Below are 22,923 nucleotides of genomic sequence, written 5' to 3' on the forward strand. Positions count from 1 at the left end.
CGTTCTGGCCTATGAAGCCTTTGCCGGAGCGCAGACGGCGCAGCACGCCCTGGTGATCGCCCCGTTCGATCCCGCCGGCTGGCGGCGGCGGATCACGCAGGGTCTGTACAACGGATATGACATGCTGGATAGCGAGGGCCACATGCTGGTCGGCGCCATCGAATTGATGGGCAAGGGGCATCGCGTGGCCATCAGGCTCCGGGTCGATCCGCTCTGGAAAATACCGGTCTCGCCGCCGGTGCTGGAGGACGCCCTGATCACGCCCTACATCCTCGCCCAGGCGGCCGGCCTGGTGCGGGCGCGCTGCCGCAGCGGCCGGCTGCAGGGGTTTCTCCTCACCCGCGTAAAGACGGGCACCACCTTCGGACTCCGCATCGCCGATTGCCCCGCCCTCATTGCCGTTCTCGACGACTTCCAACCCGGCCTGCTGCCACCGGGCAACAAAGCGCCGCCGGGCGAGAGGCTGGCGCCGACGCACTGCCGGCGCAACGGCAAGCAGGTGCACCTCTCCAGCATCTATCGCGGCCCCATCGGCCCACGCACGCTTGACCGGGCCGTTGAGCACCTTGGACCCGGATTGGCGGCGCCCGCTCTCGATCGACTGGAAGCCCTATGAGACCGCAGAGATGTGGGACATGAAGCTGCCGATGCTGGGCAAGCCGAAGAACTATGGCGGCATCATCACCACAAGAGAGTGGGGCAACGGGGTCCGGCGATAATAGGCAGGCGCAGCGTCATGCGCCGGCTATAGCCGAATCCCGCCCTGATCACAGCGGCAGCCGAATTGGGTAAGCTTTGTTGCTTACCTCCCGCTTACCTGCTTGCTACGCCGCTATGGCCCCAGACACACCAAAGCCCGCAAGTCTATGACATTGCGGGCTTAATTTGGTTGCGGGGGCGTGAATCCACCGAGAGTGGCCAAAAAAACGCCGGGCGTGTGGCCCGGCGTTTCTTCAGCGTCCGCTTGCCGTTCGCCTTACCCGTAGAAGGCCTAGTTTAGCTTGCCATGCTGGGGTAAAATTCAGGAGCCGTCACGATACTGATGCAGTTCGTGGATGAACTCCTCGATCAGCACGTCAGTTAATGGCTGTTCCATATGTCAGCGCCATCCAGGAGGTGACGGCTGCGGTGTCCATTGGCTTTCCAATGAAATAGCCCTGCGCCAAGTCGCACTCGACATCCCGTAAAAAGTCGAGCGTACATTCGTCCTCTACGCCTTCTGCCGTCACCCGCAGCCCGAGGCCGTGCGCCAGACCGACGATACCTTTGACAATCATGCGGGATTCTTTCGAGTTGGAAGCGGAGGACACGAACATCTTGTCGATCTTCAACTCGGAGAAGGGCAGGCGCGCCAGTTGGGCGAGGGAAGAATAGCCGACGCCGAAATCGTCGATAGACAAGTTAAAACCCTTGAGCCGAAGCCGCGTAAGCGCCGCGAGCGCCACCGTGGCGTCGGTCATGGCGCAGGTTTCCGTGACTTCGAGGATAAGCCGCGATGGCAAGATATCGTAGTGCGCACAATGGTCGGCGAAATGATCCGCGATATCGAGATGATTGAGGGATTTCGCCGACAGGTTGATCGAAAGCAAGGGCGATGCGTTGGCGAATGAGGCCGACAACCAATCAAGGGATTGACTTATGATCTGCTCGGTCAACGGGGCGATCAGCCCGGTTCTTTCGGCCAGGGGAATAAAACTGTCCGGCATGACGATCCCCTTCCCCGGGCACTGCCAGCGTACGAGCGCCTCGAAGCCTGCGAGCGCTCCTGTGTCGCAGCTGACTTTGGGCTGGTAGTACATGACGAATTCTTCGTGCTCAATGCCACGAAGCAACGCCTCCTCTGTCACCTCGTGAGGGGCAGAGAGTGGAGAGGCCGGCGTCGCCATGCTGTTGAGATCGTCATGCCAGGACGCCGAGAGCAGGGAGCGAAGATCGGTCGAACTAAAGGGCTTGGGGAGCGGCCCCATCATGCGCAAGCCCTGTTCCAGGCCGGCTTGCTGTGCTGCCGCAAGGATGCGATCGCCCATGCCGCTGGTGATGATAATATGGGCCTTGCAGTGCCGTTCACCCAGCAGACGCACCACCTCGATGCCGTCAAGATTGGGCATGACAAGGTCGAGGGCGATATGGGTCGGCGACCATTCCTCCAGCAGCTGGAAGAAATCAGCGGACCGATCCACCCATCTGCTGTCGAAACCTGCACCCCTGGCGATCGCGCCGATCGTATAGCTGACGCTGGAATCGTCGTCGAAAATGAGCAAACGGCCACGCGGTTGATGCTCCTGCGCCTTTGTCATCATGTCCCCCCATTCTGAGTCAGGGCTATGCGAATCATCCGCGCAAGATCGGCATAGCTATAGGGCTTACTCAGAAGATAGACGCGGGATTCCAGCCGTCCTTGGTGGTTTATCGCGTTCTCCGTATATCCCGAAGTGAACAGGGTTCGGATATTCGGCTTGATGCGCCGGGCTTCGTCGGCAAGTTGCTTCCCGTTCATCCCGCCGGGCATGATGATGTCCGTAAAGAGCAGGTCGATATCGGGCCGATCGCGGAAGATGGCCAGGGCCTCGGGGCCGTTGCTGGCCGTGAGGATGTTGTAGCCCAGCTTGCGCAACCGGGTTTCGACATGCGAGCGGACGAGTTCGTTGTCCTCTACCATGAGAATGGTTTCCCCGCCCTGCTCCAGCGCAATCTCGCCGACCGGCTCGGCTGGATCGACCTCCTGGGAGGCCTTGGGAAGATACAGCTTCACCGTGGTGCCGTGGCCGACCTCGGAATAGATGCTCACATGGCCTTCGGATTGCTTGATGAAGCCGTACACCATGCTGAGGCCAAGTCCCGTCCCCTTTCCCTTTTCCTTGGTCGTGAAGAATGGATCGAATACTTTTCGCAGAATATCCGGTGGAATGCCGGCGCCAGTGTCCGTAACGGCAATCAGCACGTATTCACCAGACTTGACCTCCATGTGACTACCGGCATAGGCGGAATCGAGATAGGTGTTGCTTGTCTCGATCGTCAAACTGCCGCCGTCCGGCATAGCGTCCCTGGCGTTGATGCACAGGTTTAGGATCGCCGATTCAAGCTGGGCCGGATCCGCCAGAGCCGGCCAGGGAGTGCCTTGATAATTCACCGTGATGGAGATATCCGCGCCAAGGGTGCGCTGAACCAGCTTTTCCACGCCTGTGAGAAGGTCGTTAACATTCAGGACTTGCGGTTTCAGCGCCTGCCGGCGGGAAAAGGCAAGCAGACGCTGGGTCAGGTCCGCGCTTCGCTTCGCGGCGGTCATGATCATTTCTGCCGAGACGCGCTCATCTTCCTGGTCTTTCAGCTCTTCGACCAGCAATTCCGAATTGCCTAGAATGACAGTCAGCAGATTATTGAAGTCATGGGCGATACCCCCGGTCAGCTGGCCAACCGCCTCCATTTTCTGGGCGTGATGAAGCTGCTCCTCCATCGCTTTTTGGCTCTTTAGATCCTCCACCACCCCGATAAACAGGCCCCGACTGTCAAGCACTGACTCGCTAAGGGATAAGCGTATCGGAAATTCGCTGCCGTCCTTATGCCTCCCTTGTGTTTCAAAGGGCCCCTGACCGACGCGCTGGCTGGCGCGCAGGAACGAGGCCATGGTCTGGTCGGATGGACGGCGAGATTGAGGAATCAGCTTGTCGACACACTCGCCGAGCAACTCTTCGGCGCTGAAACCGAAGATCGCTTCTGACGCAGGATTGAAGGAAGTCACCTTGCCGGTCTCGTCGATGGTGATGATCCCCTGCGTGACGTTTTCCACGATCACGCGGTGGATGGCCTCGGAGGCGCGCATCCTGTTTTCCAGGATATACACGTACTCCTCGATCTTCACCTTGGCGGCGGCCAGTTCCTGCTTGCTTTTCTCAAGGTCGATATTGGCCTGCACCGTATCTTCGAAAGTGGAGATCAGCAGGTCGAGAATTTGTTCCTTCTCGGAACTGATGAGGAAGGTCTTGCCGAACAAGGCGATCTCGACGCCCATCTTCAGCTTTCCCCGGGAGCGCAGCGCCTTGTTGTAGAGAATGTTGCGAATGCGGGCGATCAGCCGGTCGGCGTCGTAGGGCTTCGTGAAAAAATTATCGGCTCCGCATTCAAGGCCGAGGAAAATATCCATCGGGTCCTTCCGCGTGGTCAGCAGAATGACCGGCACGTGGCTCAGATCCGAAATGCCCTTGAGCGTACGGCACAGATCGTATCCCGACATGCCGGGCATGACGATGTCCGAGATCACGAGATCGAAATCGGCCGCCTTGATACGTTTCAGCGCGGATTCGCCATCAAAGGCGATTTCGGCGGCGTACCCCTCGGCTTCCAAAACTAGCCTCAGTTTCTCGGCTTGCGTTTGGCTGTCTTCTACCACCAGTATCCGCGCCATCCCTTAACCCCTCTTGGTATCGCATGTCGGTTTTTATGGTTTATCGTTATAATTATTTTGTAGTGACTGAGTTATTATCCTCAAAAAGCCGACTTGACTGAATTCACTCTTGAACAGATAGGCTGTGGCGCCTGCCAGCAGCCCTCGCTGGCGGTCCACCTCGTTTTCCAATGCCGTCAAAAGGACCACCGGCAACCGCGATAAATGCGGGGCGGCGCGGATTTTCTCGATCAGCCCATAGCCATCCATTCGGGGCATTTCCACATCGCTTACTACCAGATCGACCGATTGTTCCTGCAAACATTGCCATGCCGTAAGGCCATCTTCGAAAGCGGTGACCCGGTACTCCGCCGTTTCGAGAGCTTCCTTCACCATGTTTCGAGTGGTCGGCGAATCATCCACCACCAGCAGATGCCGCCTCGTGGAAGCGGAGCGACCCGGGACAGGCGGCTGTACATCTTGCGCGAGGGCGTCGATGGCGAGTCTGGCCGCGTCCGTGCGCATCGCCGCGATCTTCGCGCGAAGCAGCGTCAAGGTCTCGGCATCGACGGGGGCGGTGCCTTGGCGCATGCCGGCGAAAAGCCCTTCCAGGTAATGGCCGGCGCTCTCGAACCGGGGGTTGTCCACGGCGTGCGCGGCCCCTTTCAGGCTGTGACCCGCTCGGAACAGCGTTTCCAGCGCTTGCGTCCGCTCGTCGGGTCGGTCAGCGCGTTCCAAGGCTTCCACGCCGTTTTCCAGGGTATCGATAAGCTCTTCCAGTTCGCCAAGAAATATTCGCATCAATCGCTGGATGAGCCGGCTTTTCTCCATGATGGGTCACCTTCTCGCTTCTGCGCTCGGATGCTTGCGCGCACAGCCGGTCATGCCAGGGCTTTTCCCGGCCTGCCGACATTCGAAAACCGGACAAGCAGCTGGCTGATCTGGCGCGGAGACAAAACCTTGGCGGCCGCCTTTATCTCGACCGCCCGGCGCGGCATGCCGTAAACGACGCAGCTATCCTCGCTCTGGGCCACTGTCATACCGCCAGCGCTGCGGATGTCCAGCAACCCCGCCGCGCCATCCGCTCCCATGCCGGTCAGCACGACCCCCATCGCTGAACTGCCATAAGCGCGGGCCACCGAACTGAGCAGCACATCGCCGGCAGGACAGTGTATCTGGCCGGGCTGACAGCCGCTCAATTGCAGGGTCCGGTTCGCTCCAACGGACATATGGACGCCCGTTGGAGCGAACCGGACCTGACCGGACTGAATTCTCTCGCCATGCGTCGCGAGGCGTATGTCCCGACCGGTGCGTTCGGACAGCCAGCTAACGAAGCCTTCGGCAAATCCCTTGGCAAGATGCTGGACCACCAGGATCGCCGGCCCGGCATTGTCCCGGGTATCCGCGAAAACATCGAGCAGCGCTGTCGGCCCTCCGGTGGACGAGGCGACCGCCACGACCGATGGAACGCTCTGCGCCTGGATCGGAAGGGTCTCCCGAAACGCTGCGGACGGATCCCGGCGGCGCACGACCTTCACCTCCGCCATCAGCCGAAGCAACCGGCACAGATCGTCCGCGACCTGGTCGAAGTGCGGGTCATTGGGCGATACGGGCTTCTGCAGCGCGGCGAGAGCGCCGCAATCGAGGGCGGTGAAGGATAAATCCAGCTCGGCCTGACCCGTGCTCGCGCTGATCATCACGACGGGCGTCGGCGTGTCCCGGAGAATGCGACGGGTCGCCTCCACGCCGTCCATCTCCGGCATATGCACGTCCATCAAGATAACGGCTGGGCGAAGGTCGTGGGTCATATCGACCGCTTCGCGGCCGTTACGCGCTGTGCCGATCACCTCCAGCACCGCGTCATCCTCGACGATTGCCGTAAGCAATTCGCGACAGACCAAAGAATCGTCAGCGATCAGGACGCCAATCTTGCGATGCTCCGTAACCATCGTTATGTGACCCTCCGGACGATGTCGAGAAGCTGGCTTTCGTCGAATTGCGATTTCACAATATAAGCGTTGGCGCCGAGATCCATGCCGCGACGCTTGTCTTCCGGCGATTCCAGGGCGGTGACCAGGATCACCGGGATTCCCGACAGGGCCGGGTCGGCGCGCACCCTGCTGGTCAACTCGAAACCGTCCATCACGGGCATATCGACATCGGAGACGATGATATCGATGCGTTCGCGCTTCAGAATGTCGAGCGCGTCCAGCCCATGCTTGGCGATCCGAACCTCATAGCCAGACGCCTCAAGCAGGTTCTTCTCCATGATCCTGGTAGTTACCGAATCGTCGACCACGAGGACGGTCTCCGGCCGACCGGTGGAGGTGTCGTCCGTCGGATTCCTGCGGACAACAAGGCCGGCTTCCAGCCCGGCGGCAATATCGGTGGCGCGCAGGATGAAGGCGATCTCGCCGCTCGGCAGCAACGTTGCGCCGGAGACATTGCGAACCCGATCGAGCGGTTCGCCCAGCGTACGCGGCAGCACTGAGGTGACGCCGACCAGCGTGTCGACAAGGATGGCGACCGGCCGTTCGGTTTGCAGGACGATGCAATGGCTGGGGGCCTCCCGGCTTGCGTCCGATTCCAGCACGCTCGCGAGATCGGCCACGGGGATATCGCGGCCGTCTTGTCGGAGAACTTGCCTGCCCCCGATGGCAGCGATCGTGGCGGTACTCGCGCGCAGGACGCATTCCACCGCCGTCGCGGGAATCAGGAAGGGTTGCCCGCCCGAGCGGACAAGCAGCCCCCGTAGCAGCGACAGCGAGTTAGGCAGGGTCAGTGTGATCGACATGCCCACGTTCGGCCGGCTCGAAATGGCGACGCTACCGCCTAGATTCTCGACGCGGTCCTTAACCACGGAAAGGCCTACACCCCGGCCCGCGAGGTCGGAAATGAAGGCACTGGTGCTGAAACCGCTGCTCCACAGCAAGGCGGGGATATCAGCTTCGACCAAGGCCGCCGCGCGCTCCTCGCTCAGCAGGCCGCGGGCGACAGCGGTGCGTCGAATGGCGGCAAGGTCGAGCCCGCGCCCGTCGTCGGCGATGGTGACGGTGACGGTATTGCGCTCGCCGACGGCGGCAGTCAGCACGATGCGGCCCGTCCTTGGCTTCCCGGCAGCGATGCGCTCCTCGGGGAATTCTATGCCATGCGCGACGGCGTTCCGGACGATGTGCAGGATCGGATCCTTCAGCGTCTGGAGAATGCGCCGGTCGATCTCGATATCGGCGCCGGACACCTGCCAGCGGGCTTCCTTTTCCGTCGCGGCCGCGATGTCGCGCACCATGTCGGGCAGCGCTTCCAATATACTGCTTACTGGCACCATGCGCAGCCGGCGGGCGTCATCCATGACGGCGTCCAGGTTGTAGCGCAGGGCATGCTGGTCCGCCGATAGCCGCTTCAGGAAGTCCCGCGCCTGGCGTTCGCAGGCCTGCAGGTCGGGGGGCCTTGCCGTTTCCTCCTCGCCTTGGAGGGATGGAACGGCGGCGGAACGGCGGATGCTCGCCAGTGTCGACACCAGATGCTTCACCTCGCTTAGCCGTTCTTGCATCGCAGTGACCGGCTGGTGCAATCCTTCGGCGTGATAGATCAGCTCATCCAGCCTGCCGACGCCGATCCTGACCTGGTTCAGCCTCGCCGGCCCGGACCCGGGGGATGGAAGGTGTTCCTTCCTCGGGCCAGCCTGCTTCGGGCGTTGCCGTTCGGAGGACTCATCCACAGTGACAGAATGCACAACCAGAGCGGCTTCGAGCGCATTTTCCGGCGAGGCTTCCGTGGCGGTGGCTGTCTCCTGCTTGTCGACTGGCGATTCCACGGCAAAGCCGACATCGGCCGAGGCGGGAGTTGAGGCGATGGCCGGGGTGCCCCCCAGAGCCATTAGATGCCGGTCGATCTCATGCTGCGCGGCTTGGCCAGCCTGGATCGCGGCGATCAGTTCGACGGAGTCGGCGAGGAGACGCAGCCTTTCAGGGTCGGAAGGGACGACCCCGGAGGAGATACCCTGCAGCAATTCTTCGCAGGCATGGCCCACAGCCTCGATTTCCTTGAGGCCGACGGAGCGCGCCGCGCCTTTCAACGTATGCATGACACGGAATGCCTCCTGAAAGGAGGCCGGCAGGGCCGCTGCATCAGTAGCTGCAAGCTGATCGAAAATATGCCGCAACTCGCCAAGATGCTCCGCCGCTTCAATGGCGAAGGTCTCAAGCAGGCGCTGGCGCAGGGCTTCCCGCCGGGAATTCGTCATTTCCGTCCTCTGAGGCGTCCGGACTCGCCGCTATTGACGCTCGTCACCAGCTCGGTCAGCCGAGAGGAGAGGCTGGTCAATTCGCGCGCGCTCGCCTCGACCTGCGATGTCGCAGCCACCGTCTGCTCCGTGGAACGCTGGATGTTCTCCATTGCGTCGGTGATCTGGTCCATGCCGATGGATTGCTGTTGCGTGGAGGCGAGGATTTGCTGCGCCGCGTCGGACCCTTCCGTAACGTTCTGCGTCAGCATGCGGATGGCATCGCCGGAACGGTTCGCGATGGCCACACTGTTCTCCGCGGCGCGCACGCCCTTTTCCGCCGATAGCATCGCCGCCTGGGTAGCGCGCTGGATATCCTTGAGAATGCCGCGAACTTGGGCGGTCGCCTCCTTGCACTGGTCGGCGAGAACCTTCACCTCGGTCGCGACCACGGCGAATCCCTTGCCGGCCTCGCCAGCCTTGGCCGCCTCAATCTCGGCATTGACCGCCAGCAGGTTGGACTGCTCCGCCAGATCTTTGACGGTCATGTTGATCTCGGCGACCGACTGCACATGGTCGCTAAGGTCCAGAATGCGCTGCGCCAGGGATTCCATGCTGGATTTGGACAACTCGCTGCTGGCGATGGATTCGTCGACCGACCGGCGCCCCTCGGCCGATACTTCGGAGGCCTTTTTGACCAGCGCGGCCATGCTCTGCGCCCGGCTGGAAACAAGTTCGGCGGTCTGGCGGACCTCCGCGACCGTGGTCGCCGTCTGCTTTACCGCAGTGGATTCTTCCTGCGTCGCCGCGACCTGCTGGCTGGTCGCAGCCAGGATCTCGGTGCTGGCGGAGGCCAGTCTGGTCGACGCCTCCTTGATCTCGTCGACCAGTTCGCTCAACGAGCGGATCATCATATTGATGCCATGACCGAGCGCCGACAGTTCAGGATCGTCGGGAATACGAGCGCTGCCCGTCAGATCGCCTTCCGTCACCTTGGCCGCCAGCGCGCCGAATTCCTGAACCACCGACTGAATGGAACGACGGGAGCGTTGCTCCGTCTCGATCTTCTCCTGAAGGTTGGCGGCCATCGCGTTCACGGCACCGGCGAGAGCGACCATTTCCTTCGGCCCGGCCAACTCCGCGCGCTTGGTCAGATCGCCTTTGGCAATGTCGTCGGCCGTGTCGGTCAATGTCTCGACCGGCTTGGCGATGAAGCGGGCGAGCAGCGCAGCCAGCAAGGCGACCACGATCAGCGCGATGCCAACAGACCAGCCGACCGCGCCATAGGATTCCCAGACATCTTTTTCGATGTCGTCACGGTTCTCGCTCACCCAGATACGCCAGCCGGTCTGGTCGACGGTATCGAAACCGGCGAAACGCTCCTTGTCGCCGAAGCCGATATAGCTCTCCACGCGCCCGGTCTTCCGGTTGCCCATGGCTGCCCAGATTTCCTCGCGTGAAAAGTCGAATTGCCGGCTGACCAGCTCCTTGTCGTTGTGCACAATAGCTGTGCCGGCCATGCTGGCAACCTGCGCGGTGCCCGAGCGACCGTAGCGTAGATTCTCTGCGGCCTGTTGGAGGATGCGCAGATCGAGACCGGCCGAGATGGCCCCAAGGAAAGCGCCCGACGGCGACAGGACCGGGGCGGCGAGCACCACAATGAGATCTCCCGTCCGGCGTGAGGCGATGACCGAACGATCGGCGATGGCCTTGCGCTCGTCCCGGGCCCGCTGAAACCATTGCCGGTCAGCGTAGTTGATGCTTAGCGCGTTCGCCTCCTTGGCGGCTGTGGCGATCGTCTGGCCCTGCGCGTCGGTCACGCTCGCCGCGTTGGCGAAGGATTTGAAGACGGACGTAAACGTATCAAGCTGGGTCTGGGCGGCTTCCGGCCCGAACTGCGGTGCCTTGCCGAGCGAGGTCGCGGCCTGTTCAAGGCCATGCAGATGCTCGTTCAGGAAACTCTCGTACTGGCGCGCCAGCGACTGCGCCAGTATCTGCTTGGTTTCCAGCGATTGCGAGCCGATCAGGTCGCGAATCGCCACGCCAGAGCCGAGCGTGATCAAGATGGATGGCGCCAGCCCCGCCAGCAGGGCCGCCACGATCAGCAGCGGCCGGACGCTGATTTTCTCAGCCTGAAACAGAACCACGCTCGTCTCCCCCTGTAATGGATATCGTTTCCTCGTCGACCCTTACCCGCGAATCCGTCAGCAGACGGTTGATGTCGACCAGGAAGGTCCCCTCGACAATGTTCGTGGCCCAGCCGGGTTGCTCCGCATTCGCTTTCGGCTGTTCCGTCACGGCGGTTGGGCGCGTCCCGGCGATCCCGTCGGCCAGGAGCGCAACGCTCACCCCTTGAGCGTTTAGCCCGACGATCCAGCGCGGGTCGCGCGTCTGGCCCTTTGACCAGAGGAGCGGCGCGAGGTCGAGAACGGTGACAAGCTGTCCCTTCAGGTGAATAAGACCACGCACATGTCGCGGCGTGCAGGGAATTTGCGCCGGCGGCTGATAGGGCGTGATCTGGGCGACGGCATCGGCCTCGATAGCGACGCGGGCGCCATCGACCTGAAAATGGAAGAGCGGGACAAGCGCTTCTTCCGAGACCGTTTTGCCGGGTGGAGGCGCGGCGTATTTCCGGGCGCGCTCCTCCAATACATGGCGGATGACGTCGGGGTGCTCAATCTTGGCGGGATCCAGCCTGTCCTCCAGCGCGGCGAGGCGCTTTTGGGCGGCGTCCCAGTCGAAGCGTTTCGACGGCTCAACCATTCAGCCTCTCCTTGCGGTCGCCAGCCGGCTGTCCGACAACGGACTGGAGCAGTTTGTAGGCGGCCGCCTGCAGCCGTTCGTCAGCGGCATCCGGCGCCTGGAGGGACAGGAGCGGCACAAGGATATCCCGCGCCTCAGCCCGCTTGCCGCGCTTCATGAGGAGGGATCCGAGCAGGAAACGGTCAAACGAAGCGCCGCCGCTAGCCTTCAGGGCAAATCGCCGCGCCATCTCCGCGGTCCTGAAATCGCCCCCCTCCTCGGCTTCCGCTCCAATCATCCGCCATTTTTCCTGCTCTTCCTGGGAGAAGGATCGGTCGCCTGCCCATTCGGCGGCGGGAGCCGATTCGAAGAAAGCCGTCGCGGAGGTCGTCTTCGCCGGCGACTGGGGGCGAAGCACTGGCGCGGGGTAAAAGGCCTCCTTGCCTCCATTGAGCTGTGAAGAGAGAGAGACGACCGCTTTAGTCTTCTGGTCCGCCGGAAACCCTGTCCGATAGATCGCGTGCGAAGGATCGCCGAGGCTGGACAGTCCGGCGGTGCTTCCCAGAGAAGCTTCGGCAGGGCCGAGGACGAGAACGCCGTCAGCCCCTAGCATCGCGCCGAACTTTTTCGTCGCCGCGGCCTGGGCGTCAGGCGACAGATACATCAGTGTATTGCGACAGAGGATGAGGTCGTAGGGCGGCTCGCCCAGCGCCAGGGGATGGCCGGAGAGCAAATTATGGATTTCGAAGCGCACAGTGCCCCGGGTCGCCGACACGAACTCGAAGCGATTGCCATCATGGGGAACGAAGTGCCGCCTGAATCGGTCGGCGGAAAGTTCCTTGGAGACATGCGCTCCGAATATGCCGAGCGAGGCGGCCTTCACCGCATCCTCGCTGAGGTCCGAGCCGACGATGGCGATATCCCAGAGATCGAGATCGCCTATCAGCTCATCCAGCAATATGGACAGGGAATAAGCCTCGTCGCCCGTGGCCGTCCCGGCGCTCCAGAGCCGCAACCGCCGCTGCCCGGCCTTTGCGCGGCGGGCGATGAGCGGTAACAGATGTTGCACGGCAAGCGCCTCGAAAACCTGTTGGTCACGAAAGAAGCCGCTCTTCTGCACCGTGAGGCGCGCCGCCAGACGCGGCCACAAGCGCTCCTGATTCGGTTCGGAAGTCAGGAGACGCATCAGCGCGTGGGTCGACTCGAGGCCCAAATCGTCGGCAACGGCATTGAGGGCGCGGGTCACCATGGTCGGATGTAGCCGGCCAAGGTCGAGCCCCAGCCGCTCCGCGACCCGCTGATGGACTATCGGCCATGTCCGCGTCATGGCCCGAACTTCTCCAATGCCGCAACTATGCGCGCCTGCTCGTCGCCGCTCAGAAAAGTGGCCGGATCGTAGATCAGCATTAGTTCGACGCTTGCCGCCCCGATCGCCGATAACCGGCGCGCGCCGGGCGCGATGGCCTCTGCCGACAAAATGGCGGCGGGATCGATGGCTTGGACGCCTGAAGTCGTGTCTACGACAATACCGACCTGACGTCCTACAAGGTCGATAACAAGGATTTTGTCGTCCGGGGCCGGCACTGCCTCCTTGTAAAACATATACCGGCGCATATCGATGAGCGGTAGGGGAGAACCGCCGAGATTAATCGCGCCAATCACAAAATCAGGCGTTTCTGGCAGCGGTGTAAACGCCACCATGGGCAACGCCCGCACAACCGCCGCGACAGGCATCGCCAAAGTGATTCTATCCACCGCGCAGATTAAATGCATTTTAAAGAGCCCTAAGATTTAGGCTAGTTTCCGAGTCTTTTAATTCTAAGTCTATATTTTTTGCCTACTTAGAAACAACCAGCCTTCGCGATCCAACGCGCCCTTCTCGCAATACAACTATTTTATTTAAGCTTAACAAATATATTGTGGTTAATATTTTATTAATTATATCATTGACTTCATTGAAAATTCGAATCCACTCGATCTATGGAAAATAATAAATTATTGTATTCGGTTTAACAATTTTTTATATAGAATATAAGAGATTCAAATAATATGCTGTATTTGATTTATCCTCTGGTGACCTGCAGCAAAAGCCTCCAGACGCTGGCTGCCGAAACTTAGTCTTCAAGACTTAGTCTTATTGGCGGCAAGGGCGGGACGCCGATACAACCGCCGATACGCGACCACGATGGAGGTAGCCGGAAAGGGTTGGAGCAGGTCGGGTGCAGTGGCCTTGTCGGAAGCCTGTCCTGACGTGAGGGCGACGCGGATCGGCAGTCCCTTTGATCTGCCTCCGGCAAATGCCCTCGAAGTGACGTAGAGTTTTCCGGATCGATTTTCCTGGCTGGGAGAGGACAGGAAGACGATGAAGGCATCGAGGTTCACGGACGCGCAGAAGGCGTTCGTCATCAAGCAGGGTGAGGAAGGAACGGCTGTGGCCGGAAGCGGACGGTCTGCTTTGGGCGTCACATTCGTCGGAACAAGACAAGCCAGAAGCCAATTTCTGGCAAGCTAGAAAGGGTAGAATTGGCGAAAGATGAGGAAGGCAGCGCCCTTTCTTAGCGCACGCCCCCAAACCCGCCAAGCGCGGCCAGCACGATAACAGCACACCCGAAACCGGCCTGCAGATAGCGGCCATAGTGCTCCAGCCGTTCGGCATGTTGCCGGGCTATTCCGACAACAATCCGGCTGGCGAAAACCGCCATAAGGGCGACGGCGGCGAGCGTGGCGGCGACACCGAGCGCCAACGCCATGAGCAGGATGGCGGCATGGGCCATTGATGCTTGGGCCAACGCAAATCCCAGAACCGTGATCGTCAGGGGAGAGGGCAGGACGCCAATCCCGGCCGTTATGGTGAACGCGGTGGGGCGCGACGCATCATGCGGCCGGAAAGCCTGCAGGACCATCAGCGCCCCGGCCAGGGCGACGAGGCCATAACCGAGGGTCGTCACCATCGGCTCGCCCCGCCCGCTGAGGCTGGCTGCCGGACGCAACAGGGCGGTGAATACGGCATAGAGTACAGCGCCGGTCGCCACATGCATCAGGGCCGCCAGGGCCGCGATCCGCAGCCCCTTAAGGGCCGTGCCCCGGCTGTCCGCAAGGAAGGCCGCGAGGGCCAGCTTGCCATGCCCGGGCGTCAGGGCATGCAGCGCGCCAAGTCCAGCCCCCAATGCGAGAAGGGAGGGCATGTCGCCGGTCCGCAGGACCGATGACAGCGCCGCCAGGATTTCCCGCTGCCAGGCGGAAACCAGTGCCCATGCCTGCCCGACAAGCTCCATCGCTAACTCCTTCTCCCCTCCCGCATCTTGCCAACGATGCGGGAGGGGGATCGGGATCAGACGACCCGTTTCAGGGCGATGAACTCACCCTCCACGCGGAGGATCAAGGTTACATCCTTGCCGGTGCGGTTGCGCCAGAACCAGCCATGGTGGCCGTCGAAGGCTGCTTCCAGCACGCCCGTCTCGCCCGGCGAGGCACGCCCCTTGCCATAGCCGTGATAGAAATCGCGCGGCGCGTCGTAGGGATCGCCATGCGTGTCGTAATTCACGCCACCCCCGGCCGTCTTCCATTCGAAGGCCACTTTGGCGCCCTTGCGCATCTCCAGCTTCACTTCCGCGCCTTCGCCGGGTTTCAGGGTCAGCGTATATTCCTCGACCTTGGCCTGGGCGAGCTGCACCGAAGCGGCGACCGGCTTCGCCAGGAACAGCTCGGCCAGCACCGCACCAATGAGGCCGGAGCGCTTGTCACTGGCTGGCGCGGACGCCGGCTGGCTCTCCTTCAGCCGGTCCTCCTCGGCCTCACGGGAGAGCTGTTCCTTGATTTCGCCCATCTCGGTCAGCCCCAGAACCCGGCCGATTCCTGTGGGATCGATGCCATATTCGCCGGGCAGCACCGTGGTCACCAGCAGCACGATGGCCGTGGCGATGGCGATGACAGTCGAGCGCAGCAGCTGCCGGGTGGTGGGCAGCTGGTCGCGGCTGGGCATATTGCTGTTGTACATGTCTCGGTCTCCCTGGATCAGGCGACGAAAAAGCCGGTGACGTGATAGCCCACCAGCATGAAGCCGGCGGTCATCATGGCAACGTTCGCGGTGTAGGCATGACGCAGGAAGCTGTCGCTGCGCCGCCAGTAGCTGATAATGATGAGGATGGCGCCCAGGGCCAGCAGCTGGCCGATCTCGACGCCGACATTGAAGGCCAGCAGATTGGGAATAAGCCCATCCTCGGCGATCTCATATTCCTGGAGCTTGGTCGCCAGGCCGAAGCCATGGAACAGGCCGAAGATCAGCGTCGCGGCCCTGGTATCGGGCTGGAAGCCGAACCAGCGCTGGTAGGCGCCCATATTGTCGAGCGCCTTGTACACCACCGACAGGCCGATGATCGCGTCGATGATATAGGCGCTGACGCTGATGCCGGAAAGCACGCCGAACAGCATGGTCACCGAATGGCCGATGGCGAACAGGCTGACATAGAGGCCGATGTCCTTCGCCCGGTAGAGGAAGAAGATGACGCCCAGCAGGAACAGCAGATGGTCGTACCCCGTGACCATGTGCTTGGCACCCAGATAGGTGAAGGGGATCAGGTTGATGCCGGTAATCTCAAGGATATAGCCCTTGTCGCCTTCAGTGACGGCATGGGCGAGAACCGGACCGGCGAGCAGCAGCGCCGCCAGCAGGACCGGCAGGCCAATCAACGGTCTCAGCCGGTGAAACGGCCGGGACCAAACAGAATCGTTTCGATGCATGTCATGTCCAATATCGTCGGATAGATGAGCCGCGCAGGGCGGCCGCGAACGGCGATATCAGAGCTGGCGCGGCGGTCTTTCCGGCTGCCCCGGAGTCCGCGAGAAGGCGCTGGCTTCGCCCTGTCCGGGCTTCATCTCGAATAACACCGGCAACAACAGGACGGTCAGGGGCTGCAGGCGCCAGGCGTCATGCACATGATCGCCCGACGACGAGGCCGTGCGTTCCGATGAATCTCCGTCATCATGGCTATGCCCATGCCCCGCCGTGAAGGCATCGCCGGAAACCGCATGGCCGTGCGCCACAGGCCCAAGCGCAACCATCAGAACCAGCAGGGCGGCCAGCACGTGCCGAAAAGACATGAAGAACCTTCAAGTTCCGGTCGTCCGCAAAGCGGCAGGACGACGGCACAATATCGAGAAAACGGCGTTGCTTCAATCCCCCCAGGGGGGATATCTTCGGCTCATGAACGTACATGATTCCCACCATCACCATGATGACATCCTGAAACGGCTGCGCCGCGCGGAAGGCCATCTGCGCAGCGTCATCGCCATGATGGATGAGGGCCGCCCCTGTGTGCTCCTCGCCCAGCAGCTTCACGCGGTGGAGCGCGCGATCAGCGAGGCGAAGCGTGTCCTTATCCGCGATCATATCGACCATTGCCTGGACAGTGCGGTGGCCGGCGACGGGCAGGACCATCTCGCCGAATTCAAGGAAATCACCCGTTATCTCTGAAGGCGGTGCGTCATGCTCGACATTCTGGCGAACCGCATCTACCGGCACCTGTTCGCCGCGCAGATACTCTCCCTGCTGGGCAGTGGCCTGACCACGGTGGCCCTCGGCCTGCTGGCCTACGACCTCGCCGGCGCCGATGCCGGGGCGGTGCTCGGCACCGCGCTGGCCCTGAAGATGGTTGCCTATGTCGGCATCGCGCCGCTGGCCGGCGCGCTGGCGGGGCGGTGGCCCCGGCGCAGGCTCCTTGTCACGCTCGATCTGTGCCGGGCGGCGCTAGCCCTGCTGCTGCCTTTCGTCACTGAGATATGGCAGATTTATGCGCTGGTCTTCCTGTTCCAGTCCTTCTCGGCCGCCTTCACGCCGACCTTCCAGGCGACCATTCCCGATATCCTGCCGGGAGAGCGTGACTACACAAGGGCGCTGTCGCTGTCGCGGCTGGCCTATGACCTGGAATCGCTGTTGAGCCCGCTGCTTGCCGGTCTGCTCTTGACCCTGGTCAGCTTCCACTGGCTGTTCGTCGGCACGACGCTCGGCTTCCTCGCCTCCGCCGCTCTGGTGGTCTCGGTGCTGTTGCCTTCGCCGCAGCCGGCAGCGGGACAGGCGAGATTCGGTCAGCGGCTCACGCGCGGCTGGCGGCTCTATCTCGCCACGCCCCGGTTGCGCGGCCTGCTGGCGCTCAGCCTTGCGGTGGCGGCGGCCGGCGCCATGGTGATCGTCAACACCGTGATTCTGGTGCGCGATACGCTCGGTGGCAGCGACCGCGATGTCGCGCTGTTCTTTGCCGCCTACGGGCTGGGATCGATGATCGTGGCCCTGACCCTGCCGCGCCTGCTGGAAAGCCTGTCCGCACGGCTGGTCATGCTGGCGGGCGGCTGTGGCCTTGCGGTCCTGCTGCCGCTTGCCGCAACAAGTCAGGCCTACGCCACCGCACTGGCTCTCTGGCTGCTGCTCGGCGCAGCCTCGGCGCTGGTACAGACGCCGGGCGGGCTGCTGCTGAAACGTTCCTCCCATGCCGAGGACAGGCCGGCGCTCTTCGCCGCGCAGTTTGCCCTGTCGCATGCCTGCTGGCTGCTGACCTATCCGCTGGCCGGCTGGCTCGGGGCCATGCTTGGGCTGGAGACCACCTTCTATGTTCTGGCGGCGATTGCGGCTGTGGGAACAATGATCGCCGCTCTGGTCTGGCCGGCGGGCGATCCCAGCGTGGTGCCGCATGAGCATCCCGAACAATCGCACAGCCATGCGCATGTCCATGACGCGCACCACCAGCATGAGCATGAAGGCTGGGAAGGGCCGGAGCCGCACAGCCACCCGCACCGTCACGCGCCGCTGCGGCACAGCCATGCCGTGGTGATCGACGACCACCACCCGGTCTGGCCGCGGTAACCCAGAAAACAAAAAGGCCCGTGTCCCTCGGTACATTCACCTGGGTCACGGGCCTTCGTTTGCCTTAACCGAACGGTCAGGACAAATCGGATTTTCGCTGCAGATAATCGTCGCGGTCGATCTCCCCGCGCGCATAGCGCGCCTTAAGGATATCGGGCGCACTGCCGCCGGACGGCGTCGTTGCCTGCGGCTGATGCCCTGCCCCCAGCCATCGGAACAGAAGGGTGAGGACCACCGCCAGCACGGCGATGAACAGGATGGCCGAGAGGCCATGGAAGGCCATTCCCCAGAACCATCCGCCACCGTCATAGCCCATCATCGAGCCGGGCTGATGCCAGTTCTGCCACATGATCATTCTCCCTTCAATCGACCTGACGCAGGGCGCCGGTCCGGCGGTCGATTGCCAGACGCTGGACCAACGAGCCCTCCCGGGTGACGATATCGGCCAGGATTTCACCATGCTCGGTGGGCTTGATCTCGCCGAGCTTCAGCCGCGGGTTGCCATGCCAGTCGAGGCGGCGCTGCAGCATCTCCCTGACCTGGTCAGGCGTGATCTCCTGGTCGTAGCGGCCCGGCATGCCATAGATCATGCCCTGGCCCATCATACCGGAGCCCATCATGCCGGGATGCATCATCCCAGGCCCCATCGCCCCATCGCCCCGCATGCCATAGGTGCCACGATCGTCATAGCCATGCATCATCGGACCGGGCATGGCGTATCCATTACCCCATCCCCGCATCATCGGCATCGCCCCCGGAAAACGATCGCTATCCGGTCCGCCGGGCGACTGTTGCATCCAGCCACCGGGCCAGCCACCCGGCATGCCTTGCCCCTGCATCATCCCGGGACCAGCGCCCATACCCGGCCCCATGCCTGGCACCATACCGGCACCGGGCATACGCTGACCCGGAACAGCAGAGTCCGTCTGGTTGCCCTGCCCGCTGGTCTGCGCCAGCGCAGGCGAGGCCATGTCCGTGCCATGTATCGCTAACAGAAGCGCCATCGAGGTCGCGCCGATGAGGAGGGGTCGGATCAATTTCTTCATGATCTTGTTCCTTTCCTGAGGTGGTTCATCTGCCATCGCCATGCCCGCCATGGCCCCGGTGCATAAAGACATGCAGGCCAATGCAGATCAGCAGAGGCAGGAGGAGAGGCAGCGCCTCGGCAACCTGGAGCCGGTATTCGACCCACAGAAAGATCGCCAGTGCCGCCAGCATGAGGCAGACCGCGTAGCCTGCCGGCGTATTCAGAAAGCCTGTTTTGTTCGTCTTCATATGCTTGCTCGCCTGTCGATGAGGGGAACACCGTCCGCGTAACGGGCGGCGTGGCCTCGCGACAGACGCGAGGCACCATCAGACGGGAGCGGGCAACCTGGGAGGGTGCTTGGCGGGGGAGTAACCCGTGCGGGCGAGCCGGTAGGGTCTGGCGGAAAGAACGCCTGCCTGCCCGGCATCATCGATGCGCAGCTCAGTCGGAAGCACGCCAGATGCCAGACAGAGCTGAACGCATCCGCAGTCGAGAAGGCCAGAGTTCGTGGCCCTTTCACAGGGATGCGCAGCAGTCGCCGCGCTAACCATATCCGCCGCCACGACAGAGTGTGTAGCCTGCTGAAAATCATGGCCCTGGGCGCCTGCGGCAGCAAAGGCGTCCGGTGCGGAAAGCAGCTACAGGCAGCACAGGACCGCCATCCGCACGATATCTGCAAAGCCGCGTTTCATGCTGTCACGCCTATCCGTTTTCAGCGATGACATCTTGCACGCGATCCAGCGCCGGCACATTGATGCAGATCAACCGTCATCCGGGGAACAACATCCGCCTGCATTGCCGCCGTCTCGCGCGTTCTGGATCGGTGGACAGGGCACATCGCCGTAGGAGCAGAACACGCAACAATCGCCGGCGAGAGGCCGGAGCAAGCTTTTGCATCCCTTACACTCGTAGAAATACAGACAGGCATTCTCCGGCATCGTTTCCGCGGAGGCATGCCCGCATTCCCGACAGGTGAGCGTGGATTGTAGCACCGCCATCGCACCTCTCCTTAATCGCGCAGCCTGACGGCGCGCAGCCGCAAAGCATTGCCGATGACGCTAACCGAGGACAGCGCCATGGCGGCGGCGGCGAAAATCGGCGACAGCAGGATGCCCAGGAACGGGTACAGGATACCGGCCGCCACCGGCACGCCAGCCGCATTGTAGATGAAGGCGAAGAACAGATTCTGCCGGATGTTCCGCATCGTAGCCTCGGACAGGCGCCGCGCCCTGACGATGCCCATCAGATCGCCGCGCAGCAGGGTCACCCCGGCGCTCTCGATGGCGACATCGGTGCCCGTGCCCATGGCGATGCCGACATCCGCCGCAGCCAGTGCCGGGGCATCGTTCACGCCATCGCCGGCCATCGCGACCACCCGCCCCTCCTCGCGGAGCTTCTTCACCACTGCCGCCTTCTGGTCGGGCAGCACCTCGGCCTCAATCCGGTCGATACCGAGCTTCCTGGCAACCGCCTGTGCCGTCGTCCTGTTATCCCCTGTCAGCATCACCACTGAGATGCCATCGGCATGCAGCGCCTTGATGGCTGCAGGCGTCGTGTCCTTCACCGGATCGGCAATCGCCACGACGCCAGCGGGCTTGCCATCAACCGCCGCCAGAATTGCGGTGGCACCGTCCTGACGCAGAGCGTCGGCGATTTCCTCAAGCGATCCGGTCTCGACATCGTGTTCGCCAAGGAACCGGGCATTACCCACCACCAGCTTTCGTCCATCGACAGTGCCCAGCACGCCTTTCCCGGTCGGGGAATCGAAGTCGCTGGTCGGCATCAGATCGAGCGACCGCTCCCTGGCGGCAGTCACGATGGCGGCAGCCAGCGGATGCTCACTGCCCTGTTCGAGGCTGGCAAGCAGGCGCAGAAGTTCATCTTCTCCGAATCCGCCTTGCGTCCTGATCGCGGTGACCTTTGGCCGGCCTTCCGTCAGCGTGCCCGTCTTGTCGACAATAACGGTATCGACCTTCTCCATGCGTTCCAGCGCTTCGGCATTCTTGATCAGGACGCCCTCCTGGGCTCCCCGACCGACGCCGACCATGATCGACATCGGCGTTGCCAGCCCGAGTGCGCAGGGACAGGCAATGATCAGCACGCTCACCGCCGCGATCAGCGCATAGCCCATCGCCGGCGCCGGTCCCCAGAGAGACCAGGCCGCGAAAGCCAGCAACGCGATCAGGATGACCGCCGGCACGAACCAGGAGGAGACCACATCCGCCAGCCGCTGAATCGGCGCGCGCGACCGCTGTGCCTCGGACACCATGCGCACGATCTGCGCCAGCATCGTATCGCGGCCGACCTTTTCCGCCCGCATGACGAAGCTGCCCTGGCCGTTGATCGTCCCGCCGATGACATTGTCATCCGGCTGCTTGCGGACCGGCATGGATTCACCGGTCACCATCGATTCATCGACGCTGGATCCACCCTCGAGAACGATACCATCGACCGGCACCCGGTCGCCCGGACGCACTCTCAACCGATCACCAACCTGAACACGATCGAGTTCGACCTCTTCTTCGGCACCATCTTCCGACAAGCGACGCGCGGTAGTCGGCGACATGCCAAGCAGCGCCTTGATGGCACCGGACGTCGTCTCCCGCGCCCGCAGTTCAAGCACCTGCCCCAACAGCACCAGGACCGTGATGACCGCCGCTGCTTCGAAATAGACGGCAACCGCCCCGTCGGCATTGCGGAAGGCTTCAGGGAAGATGCCAGGCACCAGAGTGGCGACGATGCTGTACAGCCAGGCGACACCGGTTCCCATGGCAATCAGGGTGAACATGTTGAGCGAGCGATTCGCCACTGACTGCCAGCCCCGGACAAAGAACGGCCAGCCTGCCCAAAGCACGACCGGTGTCGCCAGGACCAGTTGCACCCAGTTCGATGTCTGTGCCGATATCAGATGCGACAGCGCGGTCAGATGACCGCCCATCTCCAGCAGGAAGACGGGAATGGTCAGCACAAGGCCGATCCAGAACCGGCGCGACATATCGGCGAGTTCGGGGTTTGGGCCATCCTCCAGCGAGACCTCCGCCGGTTCCAGCGCCATGCCGCAGATCGGACAACTGCCTGGCCCGACCTGACGGATCTCCGGATGCATCGGGCAGGTGTAGATCGCGCCGGCATCTATCTCCTTCTCGGCAGGCTTAACGCCGAGAAAGCTCGCCGGCGCCGCGACAAATTTTTCCTGGCACCGCGCCGAACAGAAATAGAAGGTGTGCACCGCATGTGCAGCACGGTGCTTCGTCGAATTAGGGTCAACCTGCATGCCGCAGACGGGATCGGTCGCGGTCAGGGCGCCATTGTCTTTGGCTTGCGCATGGCCGCCGTGGTGATGATGGCCGTGATGGTCCATGTCAGTACCCCTTGGTCGGATTGGAGCCCTGCCACGTCTCAGCGCTTTGAGGCTGCTTGTCGCAGCAGCAGAACGCGCAGTGTACCCATTTCCACCAAGGTGGGGCTTCCAGCGTTGGGAAGGTCAAGCTCGTACTTCAGCAATTTCTGAGTATCAGCATTGCGTTGCAAATCCTGGGTCCTGAAGAAAGGCCGGCGCCCCTCTACGAGGCACCGGCCTTCGAGCAAATCCGGATCAGAAAGCGAACCTGATCCCGGTCAGGAGTGCGAGATTATCGACATCCTTACCCTCGGCGCGGGCGAAATCCGCCGTGTTGCCGAGGCTGCGGCTCCAG

General features: G+C 62.3%; 22 protein-coding genes. 3 read left to right on the top strand and 19 right to left on the bottom strand.

Annotated features, from left to right (window positions below; all coding sequences use genetic code 11):
* On the top strand, positions 1-616 hold a 616-nt coding region (locus tag AUP43_RS19275; protein ID WP_198154904.1), incomplete at its 5' end, for a hypothetical protein.
* 460 nt (positions 617-1,076) lie between these two features.
* Here the strand turns inward: AUP43_RS19275 and AUP43_RS12835 are convergent.
* The 13 genes from AUP43_RS12835 to AUP43_RS12895 form a co-directional block, all read right to left on the bottom strand.
* Positions 1,077-2,300, bottom strand: coding sequence for an EAL domain-containing response regulator (locus tag AUP43_RS12835; RefSeq protein ID WP_067557695.1), 1,224 nt, complete (start codon positions 2,298-2,300; stop codon positions 1,077-1,079).
* Positions 2,297-4,402, bottom strand: a complete 2,106-nt coding sequence (locus AUP43_RS12840) for a response regulator (RefSeq protein WP_084462789.1) — start codon at positions 4,400-4,402, stop codon at positions 2,297-2,299. The genes AUP43_RS12835 and AUP43_RS12840 overlap by 4 nt, the downstream gene beginning before the upstream one ends.
* Positions 4,403-4,435: 33 nt before the next feature.
* Positions 4,436-5,212, bottom strand: coding sequence for a response regulator (locus AUP43_RS12845; protein ID WP_067557701.1), 777 nt, complete (start codon positions 5,210-5,212; stop codon positions 4,436-4,438).
* Between the two features lie 50 nt (positions 5,213-5,262).
* The gene (cheB, locus tag AUP43_RS12850; RefSeq protein ID WP_067557704.1) at positions 5,263-6,330 is read right to left on the bottom strand and encodes a chemotaxis-specific protein-glutamate methyltransferase CheB; all 1,068 of its coding nucleotides are present in this window, start codon (positions 6,328-6,330) and stop codon (positions 5,263-5,265) included.
* Between the two features lie 2 nt (positions 6,331-6,332).
* Positions 6,333-8,624 (bottom strand): hybrid sensor histidine kinase/response regulator, encoded by a 2,292-nt coding sequence (locus tag AUP43_RS12855; protein WP_067557708.1) that lies wholly within the window; start codon positions 8,622-8,624, stop codon positions 6,333-6,335.
* Entirely contained in the window at positions 8,621-10,750 is a 2,130-nt protein-coding gene (locus AUP43_RS12860) for a methyl-accepting chemotaxis protein (protein WP_067557712.1), read from the bottom strand. Before AUP43_RS12860 ends, AUP43_RS12855 begins: the two co-directional genes overlap by 4 nt.
* Positions 10,731-11,366 carry a chemotaxis protein CheW gene (locus AUP43_RS12865; protein ID WP_067557715.1) on the bottom strand — a complete coding sequence of 212 codons (636 nt, stop codon included), beginning with the start codon at positions 11,364-11,366 and terminating at the stop codon, positions 10,731-10,733. Before AUP43_RS12865 ends, AUP43_RS12860 begins: the two co-directional genes overlap by 20 nt.
* Positions 11,359-12,672: a CheR family methyltransferase gene (locus AUP43_RS12870; RefSeq protein ID WP_067557718.1), complete on the bottom strand. Its 1,314-nt coding sequence runs from the start codon at positions 12,670-12,672 to the stop codon at positions 11,359-11,361. The genes AUP43_RS12865 and AUP43_RS12870 overlap by 8 nt, the downstream gene beginning before the upstream one ends.
* Positions 12,669-13,118: a chemotaxis protein CheW gene (locus AUP43_RS12875; protein WP_067557721.1), complete on the bottom strand. Its 450-nt coding sequence runs from the start codon at positions 13,116-13,118 to the stop codon at positions 12,669-12,671. Before AUP43_RS12875 ends, AUP43_RS12870 begins: the two co-directional genes overlap by 4 nt.
* A 782-nt stretch (positions 13,119-13,900) precedes the next feature.
* A complete protein-coding gene (locus tag AUP43_RS12880) occupies positions 13,901-14,620 on the bottom strand; it encodes a hypothetical protein (protein WP_067557724.1) in 720 nt (239 codons plus the stop codon).
* Positions 14,621-14,676: 56 nt separating this feature from the next.
* The gene (locus AUP43_RS12885; protein ID WP_067557728.1) at positions 14,677-15,342 is read right to left on the bottom strand and encodes a transmembrane anchor protein; all 666 of its coding nucleotides are present in this window, start codon (positions 15,340-15,342) and stop codon (positions 14,677-14,679) included.
* Positions 15,343-15,359: 17 nt separating this feature from the next.
* The gene (locus AUP43_RS12890) at positions 15,360-16,034 is read right to left on the bottom strand and encodes a HupE/UreJ family protein (RefSeq protein WP_232315150.1); all 675 of its coding nucleotides are present in this window, start codon (positions 16,032-16,034) and stop codon (positions 15,360-15,362) included.
* Between the two features lie 108 nt (positions 16,035-16,142).
* Positions 16,143-16,445 (bottom strand): hypothetical protein, encoded by a 303-nt coding sequence (locus AUP43_RS12895; protein WP_067557734.1) that lies wholly within the window; start codon positions 16,443-16,445, stop codon positions 16,143-16,145.
* 103 nt (positions 16,446-16,548) lie between these two features.
* Between AUP43_RS12895 and AUP43_RS12900 the strand changes: the two genes are divergently transcribed.
* Entirely contained in the window at positions 16,549-16,818 is a 270-nt protein-coding gene (locus AUP43_RS12900; protein ID WP_067557737.1) for a metal-sensing transcriptional repressor, read from the top strand.
* 12 nt (positions 16,819-16,830) lie between these two features.
* Complete coding sequence (locus AUP43_RS12905) at positions 16,831-18,201, top strand: MFS transporter (RefSeq protein ID WP_067557741.1); 1,371 nt, start codon at positions 16,831-16,833, stop codon at positions 18,199-18,201.
* A gap of 76 nt (positions 18,202-18,277) precedes the next feature.
* On the opposite strand, the gene AUP43_RS12910 is transcribed toward AUP43_RS12905, so the two are convergent.
* The 6 genes from AUP43_RS12910 to AUP43_RS18725 all read right to left on the bottom strand — a co-directional run.
* Positions 18,278-18,550 (bottom strand): SHOCT domain-containing protein, encoded by a 273-nt coding sequence (locus tag AUP43_RS12910; RefSeq protein ID WP_067557744.1) that lies wholly within the window; start codon positions 18,548-18,550, stop codon positions 18,278-18,280.
* Positions 18,551-18,563: 13 nt separating this feature from the next.
* Positions 18,564-19,247, bottom strand: a complete 684-nt coding sequence (locus AUP43_RS19280; RefSeq protein ID WP_067557747.1) for a hypothetical protein — start codon at positions 19,245-19,247, stop codon at positions 18,564-18,566.
* 25 nt (positions 19,248-19,272) lie between these two features.
* On the bottom strand, positions 19,273-19,476 hold the full coding sequence (locus AUP43_RS12920) for a DUF2933 domain-containing protein (RefSeq protein WP_084462790.1): 204 nt from the start codon (positions 19,474-19,476) through the stop codon (positions 19,273-19,275).
* A gap of 513 nt (positions 19,477-19,989) precedes the next feature.
* Complete coding sequence (locus AUP43_RS19605) at positions 19,990-20,226, bottom strand: GDCCVxC domain-containing (seleno)protein (protein ID WP_084462791.1); 237 nt, start codon at positions 20,224-20,226, stop codon at positions 19,990-19,992.
* An 11-nt stretch (positions 20,227-20,237) separates the two neighbouring features.
* Positions 20,238-22,589, bottom strand: coding sequence for a heavy metal translocating P-type ATPase (locus AUP43_RS12925; RefSeq protein ID WP_067557750.1), 2,352 nt, complete (start codon positions 22,587-22,589; stop codon positions 20,238-20,240).
* 234 nt (positions 22,590-22,823) lie between these two features.
* A partial coding sequence (locus AUP43_RS18725) for a copper resistance protein B (RefSeq protein WP_198154905.1) occupies positions 22,824-22,923 on the bottom strand: 100 nt, incomplete at its 5' end.

It is taken from the genome of Oceanibaculum pacificum, assembly GCF_001618175.1.
GTDB classification, from domain to species: domain Bacteria; phylum Pseudomonadota; class Alphaproteobacteria; order Oceanibaculales; family Oceanibaculaceae; genus Oceanibaculum; species Oceanibaculum pacificum.

What these genes read in the sequence shown, in the direction of transcription:
- AUP43_RS12845 (WP_067557701.1), bottom strand. Translation starts at nt 5,212, where the DNA reads ATGGAGAAAAGCCGGCTCATCCAGCGATTGATGCGAATATTTCTTGGC.
- AUP43_RS12875 (WP_067557721.1), bottom strand. Translation starts at nt 13,118, where the DNA reads ATGCATTTAATCTGCGCGGTGGATAGAATCACTTTGGCGATGCCTGTC.
- AUP43_RS12880 (WP_067557724.1), bottom strand. Translation starts at nt 14,620, where the DNA reads ATGGAGCTTGTCGGGCAGGCATGGGCACTGGTTTCCGCCTGGCAGCGG.
- AUP43_RS12865 (WP_067557715.1), bottom strand. Translation starts at nt 11,366, where the DNA reads ATGGTTGAGCCGTCGAAACGCTTCGACTGGGACGCCGCCCAAAAGCGC.
- AUP43_RS12835 (WP_067557695.1), bottom strand. Translation starts at nt 2,300, where the DNA reads ATGATGACAAAGGCGCAGGAGCATCAACCGCGTGGCCGTTTGCTCATT.
- AUP43_RS19605 (WP_084462791.1), bottom strand. Translation starts at nt 20,226, where the DNA reads ATGGCGGTGCTACAATCCACGCTCACCTGTCGGGAATGCGGGCATGCC.
- AUP43_RS12910 (WP_067557744.1), bottom strand. Translation starts at nt 18,550, where the DNA reads ATGTGGCAGAACTGGCATCAGCCCGGCTCGATGATGGGCTATGACGGT.
- AUP43_RS12925 (WP_067557750.1), bottom strand. Translation starts at nt 22,589, where the DNA reads ATGGACCATCACGGCCATCATCACCACGGCGGCCATGCGCAAGCCAAA.
- AUP43_RS12870 (WP_067557718.1), bottom strand. Translation starts at nt 12,672, where the DNA reads ATGACGCGGACATGGCCGATAGTCCATCAGCGGGTCGCGGAGCGGCTG.
- AUP43_RS12885 (WP_067557728.1), bottom strand. Translation starts at nt 15,342, where the DNA reads ATGTACAACAGCAATATGCCCAGCCGCGACCAGCTGCCCACCACCCGG.
- AUP43_RS12920 (WP_084462790.1), bottom strand. Translation starts at nt 19,476, where the DNA reads ATGAAGACGAACAAAACAGGCTTTCTGAATACGCCGGCAGGCTACGCG.
- cheB (WP_067557704.1), bottom strand. Translation starts at nt 6,330, where the DNA reads ATGGTTACGGAGCATCGCAAGATTGGCGTCCTGATCGCTGACGATTCT.
- AUP43_RS12855 (WP_067557708.1), bottom strand. Translation starts at nt 8,624, where the DNA reads ATGACGAATTCCCGGCGGGAAGCCCTGCGCCAGCGCCTGCTTGAGACC.
- AUP43_RS19280 (WP_067557747.1), bottom strand. Translation starts at nt 19,247, where the DNA reads ATGAAGAAATTGATCCGACCCCTCCTCATCGGCGCGACCTCGATGGCG.
- AUP43_RS12895 (WP_067557734.1), bottom strand. Translation starts at nt 16,445, where the DNA reads ATGTCTTTTCGGCACGTGCTGGCCGCCCTGCTGGTTCTGATGGTTGCG.
- AUP43_RS12900 (WP_067557737.1), top strand. Translation starts at nt 16,549, where the DNA reads ATGAACGTACATGATTCCCACCATCACCATGATGACATCCTGAAACGG.
- AUP43_RS12840 (WP_084462789.1), bottom strand. Translation starts at nt 4,402, where the DNA reads ATGGCGCGGATACTGGTGGTAGAAGACAGCCAAACGCAAGCCGAGAAA.
- AUP43_RS12905 (WP_067557741.1), top strand. Translation starts at nt 16,831, where the DNA reads ATGCTCGACATTCTGGCGAACCGCATCTACCGGCACCTGTTCGCCGCG.